A 13,137-nucleotide genomic window follows, 5' to 3' on the forward strand; every position below is an offset into this window, starting at 1 on the left:
CCGGCTTTTGCTGCTGCGTCTCCCAACCACAAGTCCGGCTGCAGCAGAGCTGCTGACTGGACGAGCAGAGGAGACATACATGCGGGATTCTTGGGCAAAGAGCGTGGGTTTGCAGCGGCGCACGCTGCTTCGGTCGACAGGGGCGCTGCTGGCCGCCGGAGCATCGGGCTGGACGGGAATGGCCGGGGCATCGGAATGGCCGACCAGGCCGGTCACCCTGATCGTGCCTTTTCCTGCCGGCGGCGGTACCGACACCTTTGCCAGGCCGTTTTCTGCACAGTTCGCCAAGACCTCGGGCAAGACCCTGGTGATAGACAACCGCGGCGGCGCAGGCGGCACGCTGGGCGCCAGTATTGCGGCCAAGTCCGCCGCCGACGGCTACAACTTCTTCATGGGCGGCACCCATCATGTGATTGCGCCCTCGGTCTATCCCAAGCTCGATTACGACCTGGAGCGCGACTTCATCCCGCTGGCGCTGCTGGCCAGCGTGCCACAGGTCGTGGTGGTCAATCCCAAGAAGGTGACGCATGCCACCTTGCAGGCACTGGTGCAGGACTTGCGCTCCAACCCCGGCAAATACAACTATGCCTCCGCAGGGCCGGGGTCCTCGCACCATCTGGCGGGTGAGCTGTTCAAGCTGCAGACCAAGACCCAGATCACCCATATTCCCTACAAGGGCGCGGGACCGGCGCTGCAGGACCTGATCGCCGGCAATGTGGACATGCTGTTCGACGGCCTGGGCTCGTCGGCCCAGCACATCAAGGGTGGCCGCATCAAGGCGCTGATGGTGGCCGGCACAAAGCGCAACCCTGCCTTTCCCGATGTGCCCTGCGCGGCCGAGTGCGGCCTGCCGGACTTCACCGTCACCACCTGGTATGGGCTGTGGGCGCCCAAGGGCACGCCAGCCGCCGTGCAGCAGCAGATGCTGGACGAGGTGCGCAAGATCGGTGCCGCCGAGGACATCAAGGCGGCCTGGGCCAAGAATGGCGCCGACTACGGGCAGCTGAGCCAGCCGCAGTTTGCCGCCATGGTGCAAAGCGAGATCCAGCGCTGGGCGCATGTGGTCAAGGCGGCCAATGTGAAGATCGATTCCTGACCCCGCCGCCAAGCGGAGCGGCCTTTGCCGGGCGCCCGTTTTGACGGGCGCATCTTTTCAGTGCCTGCTCCCGCCGGGCAGGCCGGGGCCGGGCCTATGATGGCCCCGGACCTTTTGCATTCACCGACAGCATCACGATCATCGACATGTCTCAAGCCAATCTTTTCAGCGCGCTGCGCGCTGCGTTTCCTGCGGATCTGACGAAAAATGCCGTGGAGGCCATCGAGCCCGATGGCTCCAGCCTCTACTACACCTGGGCCGATCTGGAGCATGGCAGTGCACGCATGGCCAATCTGCTGGCCTCGCTGGATCTGCCCGAGGGCAGCCGCATCGCGGTGCAGGTGGAAAAGTCGGTCGAAGCCATGATGCTCTACCTGGCCACGCTGCGCAGCGGCCATGTGTTCCTGCCGCTGAACACGGCCTACCAGAGCGCAGAGATGGAGTACTTCATCACCAATGCCGAGCCGGCCGTGGTGGTCTGCGCACCCGGCTGTTTCGGCTGGGTGTCCAAGATCGCGTTCAACCACGGTGTGGGCCATGTCTACACCCTGGGCACCGACCGCACGGGCAGCCTGCTGGAGCGCGCGGCCCACCATAGCGACGAGCACCAGGTCGTGCCGCGCCGCACCGACGATCTGGCGGCGATTCTCTACACCAGCGGCACCACGGGGCGCAGCAAGGGCGCCATGCTCAGCCACGGCAATCTGCTGAGCAATGCGGCCACGCTCAAGGTCTACTGGGGCTGGCAGGATGGCGATGTGCTGATTCATGCGCTGCCCATCTTCCATGTGCATGGCCTGTTTGTGGCCATTCACGGGGCCTTGCTCAACGGCAGTCCCATGATCTGGTTTTCCCGCTTCGAGCCCGAGGCCGTCATGGCGCGCTTCAAGGATGCGACCGTCTTCATGGGCGTGCCGACCCTGTATGTGCGGATGCTGGCCGACGCCCGGCTGGACCGCGACATGGCCGCGCACATGCGTCTCTTCATCTCGGGTTCGGCCCCCATGCTGATCGAGACCTTCCGCGCCTGGAAGACACGTACCGGCCACACCATCCTGGAGCGCTACGGCATGAGCGAGACCATCATGCTGACCTCCAACCCCTATCAGGCCGATGCGCGCTACGGCAACGAGGCCGAGCGCCGCGGCGCAACCGTGGGTTTCCCGCTGCCGGGCGTGGGCGTGCGCATTCATGGCGACGACGGCAAGGCCCTGCCCGCAGGCGAGATCGGCAATATCGAAGTCCAGGGTCCCAATGTCTTCAAGGGCTACTGGCGCATGCCGGAGAAGACCGCCGAGGAGTTCACGGCCGACGGCTGGTTCAAGACCGGCGACGTAGGCATGCAGGATGCGCGCGGCTATTTCAGCATCGTCGGGCGCAGCAAGGACTTGATCATCTCGGGCGGCTACAACGTCTATCCGGCCGAGGTGGAGGGCTTCATCAACGATCTGGCCGGCGTGGACGAAAGCGCCCTGGTGGGCGTGCCGCACCCGGATTTTGGCGAGGTGGGCGTTGCCGTCATCGTGCCGCGCAAGGGCGCGCAGCTGGACGGGCAGCAGATTCTGGAGTTGCTCAAGGCCAGGCTGGCCAATTTCAAGGTGCCCAAGCGTTGCTATGTGGTGGACAGCCTGCCGCGCAACACCATGGGCAAGGTCCAGAAGAAGCTGCTGCGCGACCAGTATCAGCAAGAGTTCTCCTGAACCCGGCCGCAGCCCGGCGGCTCCAGCCGGGCGGCAGGCGTTGGTTCTTGGCTGCACTATTGGCCACATTCCAGGCGCTTGTCTTTTGACTTGACTCCTGAAAAGTGAGCTGTTTTCGCAGTCTGGCAGGCACATTCAGTATTGAATCTGCCTAAAAATAAAGCAGCTTGTGCGCAAGCTGCTTTTAATTTGGGAGTGAAAAAACGGCCGCCTCCGGGCGGCCTGTCTCATTGCATATCAGAGGCACCTGGCAAGGCGCCGTCCTCTCAAGGCGAAGCCGCGAGGCGGCTCAGCTGAAGTCCATCAGCGCAGCACCAGCACGGGCACGGGCGAGTGCGTCAGCACATGCTGGGTTTCGCTGCCCAGCAGCAGGCGCTGCAGACCCTTGCGGCCATGCGATGCCATGACGATCAGGTCGCAGTCGTGCTTCTTGGCCGCTTCCACAATGGATTCGGCTACCAGATCGGAGTGGGCGATTTCGGTGGTGACATTGACCTTGCGCTCATGGCCGAAGGCTTTGACGCCGTTCAGCAGGGTCTGGGCCTGGCTGGTCCACTGCTCTTCGATGCGCTTGGCTTCCTTGATGTCCAGCAAATCGCTGCCTTCCAGATAGCTGCGCGGATAGTGCGACACAACCTTGAGCGCAATCACGCTGGCGCCGCACAAAGCGGCCAGATCCAGGCCTGCATGCACAGCCTTGTCCGAGAGTTCAGTGCCATCAGTAGCAATCAAAATGCGGTTGTACATAGCTTTCTCCTTCAGGTTGTATGCGTTGTGGATACAAGCATATGTCGATTGGGCAGTTAACAGTTGATTAATGTCAAGGTGGGTATCATCTGCCGTAGTTACGCTTGAAACATGTCCCAACACCCTACTGTCCAGCCTTCCGCGGCAGAGCGTGCTGTTGCTGACACCGGTTTCCTGAACTCGTCCCAGATGCACAGCCATCTGCTGGACGATCCGCAAGAATGGAGCTCGTTTGGCCGTCCCGCAGGCCAGAGCTCCAAGGCTCCAATCTCCGAGAACGCGACCGAATCCCCGGTGTGGGATTCCTTTGTGGTTTTGGAGGGCATGCACTGTGCTGCATGTGCGCTGACCATCGAGGAGGCGCTGCGAGCCGTCCCCGGAGTGCAGGCCGCCGAAGTCAGTGCCGCAACGCGTCGAGCCCGCGTCGAATGGCGTCCTGCCCAGGTGCTTCCATCGCAATGGATGGACGCCATCACGCGTGCCGGCTATCGGGCCCTGCCCGCGCGCGATGCGTTTGCGCGCGAGCTGCGCCAGGCCGAGACGCGCCGTGCCCTGTGGCGCTGGCTGGTGGCCGGCCTGTGCATGATGCAGGTGATGATGTATGCATGGCCTGCCTACACGGCGCGTCCCGGCGATCTGTCGCTGGAGATGGAGACCTTGCTGCGCTGGGCTTCCTGGGTGATTTCTTTGCCCGTGGTGCTGTTTTGCTGCGGCCCCTTCTTCAAGAGCGCGCTCAAGGACATCAGCCAGCGCCGCGTGAGCATGGATCTGCCCGTGGCCATAGGCATGCTGATCACCTTTGTCATCAGCACGCTGGGCACTTTTGATCCATCCGGTCCCTTTGGCCAGGAAGTCTTCTTCGACTCGCTGACCATGTTTGTGTTTTTCCTGCTCACGGGGCGCTGGCTGGAGCTGCGCCTGCGTGACCGCACGGCCGGTGCATTGGAAGCCGTGATGAACCGTCTGCCGGATTCGGTGCTGCGTCAGCAGCCTGAATCGGGCGAGTTCGAGCGTGTGGCCACACGTCGACTGTGCGCGGGCGATGTGGTGCGTGTGCTCACGGGCGAGGCTTTCCCCGCAGACGGCCGGATCCTGCGCGGTACTACCCATGCCGATGAGGCTCTTCTGACCGGCGAATCGACTCCTGTTCTGCGTGCACAGGGCGATGCAGTCACCGCCGGCAGCTACAACCTGGACAGTGTGGTCGATGTGCGCGTGGATAGCGTGGGGGAGGGCACCCGCTTTGCGCAGATCGTGAATCTGATGGAAAGCGCTTCGCTGCAAAAGCCCACCCTGGCCCAGCTGGCCGACAGGGTGGCTCGTCCTTTCCTTGTCGTGGTGCTGCTGGCGGCGCTGGCTGCGGCCATCTGGTGGTGGCCTGCCGACCCGGGCAAGGCCATGATGGTGGCCGTGGCCGTGCTCATCGTCACCTGCCCCTGCGCGCTTTCACTGGCCACGCCCGTGGCCATGCTGACGGCGGCTGGCACCCTGGCGCGCAGCGGCGTGCTGGTGCGCAATCTGCAGGGGCTGGAGGCGCTGGCCGCCGTGGATACGCTGGTGTTCGACAAGACCGGAACGCTGACGCGCGATGGTCTGGTGCTGCGCGCGCTGACACCCGCTGAAGGTCAAAACACTGATGACCTGCTGGCGCTGGCCGCCTTGCTGGCGCGTCAGTCCATGCATCCCGCTTCCAGGGCCCTGGCGCAGGCGGCCGAGGTGGTTGAACTGCCTGCCAGCGCATGGCTGCTGGACTCCATCCAGGAAGTTGCCGGCAGCGGCCTCGATGTCTGGGTGCAGGCGCGCAGCAATACCGCTTTGCGCCGCCATCTTCGTCTGGGCTCGGCCGCGCATTGCGGCGTGCCCGAGCTGGCACCGCATGAGCCGGGTCAGAGCGTGATGCTGGCCGAGGAGTCGCAAGTTGGCTGGCTGCCCCTGGCGCAGTTCCACCTGAGCGAGGACCTGCGTCCCGAAGCGGCCCAGGTCATTGCCGATCTCAGGCGCCATGGCGTCAGCGTGCAACTGCTCTCGGGAGACCGCTCGGCAGCGGTGCAGACGGTGGCTGCCAGGCTGGGGATCGAGACTGCGCAGGGCGATTGCCAACCGCAGGACAAGCTGGCCGCCCTGCAGGCCGCACAGGCGGCGGGGCACAAGGTCGCCATGGTTGGCGACGGCCTGAATGACGGGCCAGTTTTAGCCGGAGCGCATGTCTCTTTTGCGTTTGGCAATGCAGTGCCGCTGGCACAATCACGAGCAGACTTCGTGGTACTGGGAGACAGCCTGGAGTTAGTGCTGCAAAGCCTGTTGCTGGCCCGGCGGACCTTGTCCGTGGTGCGCCAGAACCTGAGCTGGGCAGCAGCCTATAACGCGATCTCTATTCCTCTGGCCCTGATGGGCTGGATGCCTGCCTGGCTGGCAGGGCTCGGCATGGCGCTGAGCTCCTTGCTGGTCGTCGCCAACGCAGCCCGTCTTGCACGTGCGTTGCCGCTGCAGGTTGCTGATAGCAACGCGTCCGCCTCTGCGCATCTTGCGTCGCGGGGCACCGTCATGCCACTGATTCAAGGAGGCCGTTGATGGACATTCTGTATGTGCTGATTCCGCTGTCGGTAGTTCTGGTCATGGCCATTGTGGCCGCCTTGTGGTGGGCCGTTTACCGTGGCCAGTTCGAGAGCGTGGAACAGGAAGGCGAGCGCATTCTTCGCGACGATTGATGTGGCTCAACGAGCCCAATGAGAAACCAGTGAACACTTTGCAAGAAATCTAAGAGGTGCCCGATGGAAGCAACACATAACAATGCTGTCTATTACGACGACACCGTCGTAAGACAGTTCTCTATCATGGCCGTGGTATGGGGGGTGGTAGGTATGGCAGTAGGCGTGTTTATCGCGTCACAGCTGGCCTGGCCGGAACTCAACTTCGGCATTCCCTGGCTGAGCTACGGACGTCTGCGTCCGCTGCATACCAATGCCGTGATCTTTGCCTTTGGTGGCTCGGCCTTGTTTGCCACCAGCTACTACGTGGTGCAACGCACCTGCCAGACCAAACTGTTCATGCCCAAGCTGGCCAGCCTGACCTTCTGGGCCTGGCAACTGGTCATCGTGGCTGCGGCCATCAGCCTGCCCCTGGGATACACCCAGGGCAAGGAATATGCCGAGCTGGAATGGCCCATCGATCTGTTGATCACCGTGACCTGGGTGTCCTATGCCATCGTGTTCTTCGGCACCATCGGCATCCGCAAGGTCAAGCACATCTATGTGGCCAACTGGTTCTTCGGTGCCTTTATCCTGGCCGTGGCCTTGCTGCACGTGGTCAACAACGTCTCCATTCCGGCAGGCTGGATGAAGAGCTACTCGGCCTATGCCGGCGTGCAGGACGCCATGGTCCAGTGGTGGTACGGCCATAACGCCGTGGGCTTCTTCCTGACCGCAGGCTTCCTGGGCATGATGTACTACTTCATCCCCAAGCAGGCCGGTCGCCCCGTCTACTCGTATCGCCTGTCGATCGTGCACTTCTGGGCACTGATCTTCACCTATATGTGGGCCGGTCCTCACCACCTGCACTACACCGCGCTGCCCGACTGGGCCCAGTCGCTGGGCATGGTGTTCTCGCTGATCCTGCTGGCTCCCAGCTGGGGCGGCATGATCAACGGCATCATGACGCTGTCGGGTGCCTGGCACAAGCTGCGTGACGACCCCATCCTGCGCTTCCTGATCGTGTCCCTGTCGTTCTACGGCATGTCCACCTTCGAAGGCCCGATGATGGCCATCAAGACCGTCAACGCACTGAGCCACTACACCGACTGGACCGTGGGCCACGTGCACTCCGGTGCTCTGGGCTGGGTGGGTCTGATCACCATGGGTTCTCTTTACTACCTGATTCCCCGTCTCTTCGGCCGCGAAAAAATGCACTCCGTGCCCGCGATCGAGCTGCACTTCTGGATGGCCACCATCGGTATCGTGCTGTACATCGCCGCGATGTGGATTGCCGGTGTGATGCAGGGCCTGATGTGGCGCGCCATCAACCCCGACGGCACGCTGACCTACACCTTCGTCGAAAGCGTGAAGGCGACCTATCCCTTCTACGTGATTCGCGTGACCGGCGGTCTGCTGTATCTGGGCGGCATGCTGGTGATGGCATGGAATACCTGGAAGACCGCAATGGCCGGCCGTTCCGTCAAGGTGGCAGTGCCTGCCGTGGTGGCTCACGCCTGAGCATTGAGGAGCAAAAGCAATGTCTGAACAAAATAACGCAGTTCCCAAGAGCTCCATGCACGAGAAGATCGAGACCAGCAACTTTTTGCTGATCGCGCTGACGCTGTTCGTGCTGACCATCGGTGGCCTGGTCGAAATCGTGCCGCTGTTCTTCCAGAAGTCCACGACCGAAGCCGTGGCGGGTCTCAAGCCCTACACACCGCTGCAACTGATGGGTCGTGACGTCTATCTGCGCGAAGGCTGCTACAACTGCCACTCGCAGATGATCCGCCCCTTCCGCGCCGAGACCATGCGCTACGGTCACTACTCGGTGGCCGGCGAGTTCGTCTACGACCACCCCTTCCAGTGGGGCTCCAAGCGTACTGGCCCCGATCTGCACCGTGTGGGCGGCAAGTACAGCGACGAATGGCATCGCATTCACCTGAACAACCCGCGTGATGTGGTGCCCGAGTCCAATATGCCTGCCTACCCCTGGCTGGAAGCCACCAAGGTGGACGACTCTGCCGTGGCAACGCGCATGAGCGCCTTGCGCAAGGTGGGTGTGCCGTATACCGATGCGGAGATCGCCGGGGCTCAGGCCGAAGTCAAGGACAAGACCGAGATGGAGGCCGTGATCTCCTATCTGCAGGTTCTGGGTCGCGCCGTCAAGTAACAGAGGAGGGACTGGCAAATGGATATCACCACCATGCGTGTTCTGGCCACACTGGCTTCGCTGGCGTGCTTCGTGGGCATCTGGTGGTGGGCGTATGCCCGCCGTAACCAGGCCCGTTTCGACGAGGCAGCTCAGCTTCCCTTCCTGGAAGACTGAGTCTGATCACTACAACGAGAACATCCCATGAGCGACTTCTTTAACAACTTCTGGTCCGTGTACATTGCGGCCGTTTCGCTGATCGGCATCCTCGGCTGCTTCTTGCTGCTGGTGCTGGTGGCGCGCCGCAAGGTCGTTCCTTCCGCGGACAACACCACGGGTCACGTCTGGGACGAAGACCTGCGCGAGCTCAACAACCCCATGCCCAAATGGTGGATGGGTCTGTTCGTGATCACCGTGGTCTTCAGCCTGGCCTATCTGGTGGCCTACCCGGGTCTGGGCTCCTTCAAGGGCGAGCTGGACTGGACCCAGTATGGCGCTTATGACAAGGAGATGGAAAAGGCCCGTGTCGACCTGGAGCCCATGTACGCCAAGTTCGTCAGCATGCCCACCGAAGAAATGGCCAAGGACCCTCAGGCCATGGCCATCGGCGAGCGTCTGTTCATGAACAACTGCGCGCAATGCCACGGCTCCGATGCACGCGGCAGCAAGAGCTTCCCCAATCTGAGCGACGGTGACTGGCTGCACGGCGGCACGCCCGACAAGATCAAGGAAACCATCACCAACGGCCGCATCGGCGTGATGCCTCCCATGGCAGCTGCCGTGGGCTCGGCGGAAGATGTGCGCAATGTGGCTCACTATGTGCTGAGCCTGTCGGGCAGCCCCCACGATGCCGTCAAGGCTTCGCAGGGCAAGTCCAAGTTCGTGGCCTGCGCGGCTTGCCACGGCATGGATGGCAAGGGCAACCAGGCGCTTGGCGCACCCAACCTGACCGATGACATCTGGCTGCATGGCTGGGGCGAGTCCGTCATTGTCGACATGGTCAACCATGGCAAGATGAACGAGATGCCTGCCCAGAAGGACAAGCTGACCGAGGCGCAGATCGCGGTGCTGGCTTCTTATGTCTGGGGGCTGTCCAACGCAAGCGCCCAGAAGTAAGACGGGTGATGAAGGCGGTGCCAAGGCACCGCCTTTTTCGCATTTGAATTTTCAGTAATTACAAAAATATTAAGGAACTGCGATGCCCTGCGATCCGGAGAAACCTCGCAAAGTCATTCCGATCACGCCCGAGCCTGTGGACGGCGGCCAGGAATATATGCCCATGTTCGCCTCCGAACAGAAGGTGTACTCGCGCGCCATCAGCGGCGTCTTCTCGCGCTGGCGCTGGATCATGGTGTTCCTGACCCAGATCGTCTTCTACGGTCTGCCCTGGCTGCAGTGGGGCGAGCGCCAGATGGTGCTGTTCGACCTCGGGGCGCGGCGCTTCTATCTGTTCGGGCTGGTGCTCTACCCGCAGGACTTCATCTACCTGACGGGGCTGCTCATCATCAGCGCGCTGGGGCTGTTTCTGTTTACCGCAGTGGCCGGGCGTCTGTGGTGCGGCTTTTCCTGCCCGCAGACGGTCTATACCGAGATCTTCATGTGGATCGAGAGCAAGGTCGAGGGAGACCGCAGCGCCCGCATGCGCATCGACAAGCATGGCTGGACCTTCGAGAAAATCTGGAAGAAGTCGCTCAAGCAGTTCCTCTGGATTGTTCTGTCCCTGTGGACCGGATTCACCTTTGTCGGCTACTTCGTTCCCATCCGTGAACTGGGTGTGGAGCTGATGGCCTTCCAGGGCAGCTGGCAGATTTTCTGGGTGCTGTTCTACGGCTTTGCCACATACGGCAATGCCGGCTATATGCGCGAGCAGGTCTGCAAGTACATGTGCCCCTATGCACGCTTCCAGAGCGCCATGTTCGACAAGGACACCATGATCGTCAGCTACGACGTCCAGCGTGGTGAAGCGCGCGGCCCGCGCAGAAAAGACGTGGACTACAAGGCACAGGGTCTGGGTGACTGCATAGACTGCAAGCTTTGCGTTCAGGTCTGCCCCGTGGGTATCGACATCCGCAAGGGGTTGCAGTACGAGTGCATTGGCTGCGGTCTGTGCATCGATGCCTGCAACTCCGTGATGGACAAGATGGAGTACCCGCGTGGCCTGATCCGCCTGACCACGCAGAACGCCGTGGCCAAGCTCTGGAAGCAGGCGCAGGTGATCCGGCGTATCTTCCGCCCGCGCGTGCTGATCTACTCGACCGTGCTGCTGGCGCTGAGCGCAGCCATGATCGCCAGCCTGGTACTGCGCGAGCCGCTCAAGGTCGACGTGATTCGCGACCGCGCCGCGCTGTCGCGCATCGTGGCTGGCGGCAAGCTCGAAAACGTCTATCGCCTGCAGATCATGAATGCGACCGAGTCCGAGCAGCACTATCGCATCAGCGCCACGGGGCTGGATCAGCTGGAGGTAGTGTCCGAGCAGGAAGTCTCGGTAGGTCCGGCCGAGACGCGCGGCATTGCGGTGCGCCTGCAGATTCCCTATGGCTCGGCCGCTTCCGGCTCGCACCCTGTGCATTTCAATGTGGATGCTCTGACGGCTGGGGCCGGACGCATCTCCGAAAAATCCGTGTTCCTGGTGCCGCGCTAGGCCTGCGGCATGCATCGTGACAGCCACGCAAGGGCATCGCGAATCAGCAACAATTGATGCTGCCCGATTGCAGGTTTGCAATTGGGCGCCCAGATTTCTGAAAAGAGGTTTCACCATGTCGGCAGCACAAGCCAAGGCCCCGCAAAAGGCCAAGATCATCCACCCCGAGGACGGCAAGCCCTGGTGGAAGTTTGCCCATGTCTGGCTCGTCATCGCCGGTCCCGCCGTGGTGGTGGTCGCGGGCATCGTGACCGCCTATATCGCCATGAGCAAGCCGGATCCCGTGATTGACCCCGACTACTACCGTCACGGCATTGAAATCAACCAGCGCCTCACCGAGAGTGAAAAAAGCCTGGCGCCGGCAGTGACGGGGCGCAACCATGCCGCGACGCCGGCCAAGGACCATCCGCTGGATCGCTGACCGAGATTTCAACGCATCCCAAGGCCGCTTCCGCGGCCTTTTTTGCGGCCCTGGTTGCAGACTTTTCTGTAGCTCGGCCGGTCGCGGCGGCGCTCTATGTCCTGGTCGACCGCAGAGTCGGGCGGGTCTCTGCAGTGCTCAGAAACCGGCAAAGGATCTCCGGCTGGTATTCAATAAAAGGAGCGCATAGCGCTTTATCAGGACTATTTCAGATAGATATAGTCCTTGAATCGATACAAATAAAGCGCTGCAAGCTCTTTAAATAATAGCGGTCCAGGGTTTCCCATCTGAGTGCATGCCCTTGGTACGGCTGGGAAGGTCATGGCAATTGTGCAAAATGGGTTCAAACCCACAGGCCAAGGAGAATCGCGATGGATGCTCGACGCTGGATGTGGATTGTCTGGCCGGCTTTTCTGGCTGCGGCAATCATGGAAATGGTGGTATTTGCCTTTGTGGATCCGCTGGACATGCACTGGCTGGGCTCGCCTCTGGAATGGTCGCGCAATGCCATTTACACGCTGGCCTTTTTTGCCTTCTGGGCGGTCACCGTGCTCAGCGGACTGATGACCGTCATGCTGGGGCGTTCGGCCAGCGATCTGAACCAGGGAGTAGTCTCCGAGCCCCTGGTCGAATAAGGCGCTGCGCACAGGACCGTAGTTTCGGGGCAGGTGGCGGCCTTGGATGCAGGGGCTGGCCGCTCGCTGTGCCGGCGGCCTCGGCGGCGGCAACTCCTGGCAGGCATTCGCCGCCATCAAAAAAGCCCGCTGTCTGCGGGCTTTTTCTTGAAGGCTGCTGTTGAACTCAGTCCTGGCATTGCTGGCTGTTGACGATGCGCCTGAGCGCCTCGGTATCCAGAATGCGCAGATGGCGCTGTCTGACTTCGATGATGCCTTCCTCGGCGAACTTGGAGAAGGTGCGACTCACGGTCTCCAGCTTGAGCCCCAGATAGCTGCCGATTTCTTCACGCGTCATGCGCAACACCAGCTCCGACTTCGAAAAGCCGCGTGCGGACAGGCGCTGCACCAGGTTCAGCACAAAGGCCGCCAGGCGTTCTTCGGCGCGCATGCTGCCCAGCAGCAGCATCACGCCATGCTCGCGCACGATTTCGCGGCTCATGACCTTGTGCACATGATTTTGCAGTGCCGTGACTTCGCGCGAGAGCTGCTCGAGCTTGTCGAAAGGCATGATGCAGACTTCGGCATCTTCCAGCGCCACGGCATCGCAGGTGTGGTGGTCGTTGACGATACCGTCCAGACCGATGATCTCGCCGGCCATCTGAAAGCCCGTGACCTGGTCGCGACCGTCTTCGGTGGCCACGCTGGTCTTGAAGAAGCCGGTGCGAATGGCGTACAGCGAGGTGAACTCCTCGCCGTTGCGAAACAGCAGCCCGCCCCGTTTGACCTTGCGGCGCGTGGCCACAATTTCGTCAATGCGCTCCATTTGTTCATCGTCCAGGCCCATGGGCATGCACAGTTCACGCAGATTGCAGTTGGAGCAGGATGCTTTGATGGTCTGAAGATTCATGGGCTTTTCAGCAACGGCACAGACAGACTTGGACTGGAGAGTCGCGCCGATCATTGACCTCGTAGTTAGTGATGAGTTGGATCAAATTGTCGCAGTACTTGCATGGCGCTCTCTTGATATTCATCAAGGACAGCTGGATTGCCTTGGTGCACATTGTTTGCATTCATTC

General features: G+C 61.6%; 13 protein-coding genes. 11 read left to right on the plus strand and 2 right to left on the minus strand.

Going from position 1 to position 13,137, the window contains the following annotated elements; all coding sequences use genetic code 11:
- The first annotated feature begins 79 nt into the window (after positions 1-79).
- Positions 80-1,096 (plus strand): tripartite tricarboxylate transporter substrate binding protein, encoded by a 1,017-nt coding sequence (locus FSY59_RS03865; RefSeq protein ID WP_003056335.1) that lies wholly within the window; start codon positions 80-82, stop codon positions 1,094-1,096.
- A gap of 146 nt (positions 1,097-1,242) precedes the next feature.
- Positions 1,243-2,796 (plus strand): malonyl-CoA synthase, encoded by a 1,554-nt coding sequence (locus tag FSY59_RS03870; RefSeq protein WP_148728489.1) that lies wholly within the window; start codon positions 1,243-1,245, stop codon positions 2,794-2,796.
- A gap of 303 nt (positions 2,797-3,099) precedes the next feature.
- On the opposite strand, the gene FSY59_RS03875 is transcribed toward FSY59_RS03870, so the two are convergent.
- On the minus strand, positions 3,100-3,543 hold the full coding sequence (locus tag FSY59_RS03875) for a universal stress protein (RefSeq protein ID WP_003056331.1): 444 nt from the start codon (positions 3,541-3,543) through the stop codon (positions 3,100-3,102).
- 189 nt (positions 3,544-3,732) lie between these two features.
- On the opposite strand from FSY59_RS03875, the gene FSY59_RS03880 reads away from it, so the two are divergent.
- The 9 genes from FSY59_RS03880 to FSY59_RS03920 all read left to right on the plus strand — a co-directional run bounded on the left by FSY59_RS03880 (position 3,733) and on the right by FSY59_RS03920 (position 12,079).
- Positions 3,733-6,114 (plus strand): cation-translocating P-type ATPase, encoded by a 2,382-nt coding sequence (locus tag FSY59_RS03880; protein WP_148728582.1) that lies wholly within the window; start codon positions 3,733-3,735, stop codon positions 6,112-6,114.
- On the plus strand, positions 6,114-6,251 hold the full coding sequence (gene ccoS / locus FSY59_RS03885) for a cbb3-type cytochrome oxidase assembly protein CcoS (protein WP_003056328.1): 138 nt from the start codon (positions 6,114-6,116) through the stop codon (positions 6,249-6,251). The genes FSY59_RS03880 and ccoS overlap by 1 nt, the downstream gene beginning before the upstream one ends.
- Positions 6,252-6,314: 63 nt before the next feature.
- Positions 6,315-7,751, plus strand: a complete 1,437-nt coding sequence (ccoN, locus tag FSY59_RS03890) for a cytochrome-c oxidase, cbb3-type subunit I (RefSeq protein WP_003056324.1) — start codon at positions 6,315-6,317, stop codon at positions 7,749-7,751.
- Positions 7,752-7,770: 19 nt separating this feature from the next.
- Positions 7,771-8,403, plus strand: coding sequence for a cytochrome-c oxidase, cbb3-type subunit II (ccoO, locus tag FSY59_RS03895; RefSeq protein ID WP_003056322.1), 633 nt, complete (start codon positions 7,771-7,773; stop codon positions 8,401-8,403).
- Positions 8,404-8,421: 18 nt separating this feature from the next.
- Positions 8,422-8,559 carry a CcoQ/FixQ family Cbb3-type cytochrome c oxidase assembly chaperone gene (locus FSY59_RS03900; protein WP_003056321.1) on the plus strand — a complete coding sequence of 46 codons (138 nt, stop codon included), beginning with the start codon at positions 8,422-8,424 and terminating at the stop codon, positions 8,557-8,559.
- 27 nt (positions 8,560-8,586) lie between these two features.
- Entirely contained in the window at positions 8,587-9,498 is a 912-nt protein-coding gene (gene ccoP, locus FSY59_RS03905; protein WP_003056318.1) for a cytochrome-c oxidase, cbb3-type subunit III, read from the plus strand.
- An 82-nt stretch (positions 9,499-9,580) separates the two neighbouring features.
- On the plus strand, positions 9,581-11,023 hold the full coding sequence (gene ccoG, locus FSY59_RS03910) for a cytochrome c oxidase accessory protein CcoG (protein WP_148728490.1): 1,443 nt from the start codon (positions 9,581-9,583) through the stop codon (positions 11,021-11,023).
- Positions 11,024-11,138: 115 nt separating this feature from the next.
- Positions 11,139-11,444, plus strand: a complete 306-nt coding sequence (locus tag FSY59_RS03915; RefSeq protein ID WP_003056312.1) for a FixH family protein — start codon at positions 11,139-11,141, stop codon at positions 11,442-11,444.
- A 371-nt stretch (positions 11,445-11,815) separates the two neighbouring features.
- Entirely contained in the window at positions 11,816-12,079 is a 264-nt protein-coding gene (locus tag FSY59_RS03920; protein WP_003056309.1) for a hypothetical protein, read from the plus strand.
- A gap of 166 nt (positions 12,080-12,245) precedes the next feature.
- On the opposite strand, the gene fnr is transcribed toward FSY59_RS03920, so the two are convergent.
- A complete protein-coding gene (gene fnr / locus FSY59_RS03925; RefSeq protein WP_029158640.1) occupies positions 12,246-12,968 on the minus strand; it encodes a fumarate/nitrate reduction transcriptional regulator Fnr in 723 nt (240 codons plus the stop codon).
- Between the last annotated feature and the right edge of the window lie 169 nt (positions 12,969-13,137).

The organism is Comamonas sp. Z3 (assembly GCF_008121565.1).
In the GTDB taxonomy this organism is placed as follows: Bacteria; Pseudomonadota; Gammaproteobacteria; order Burkholderiales; family Burkholderiaceae_C; genus Comamonas; species Comamonas brasiliensis.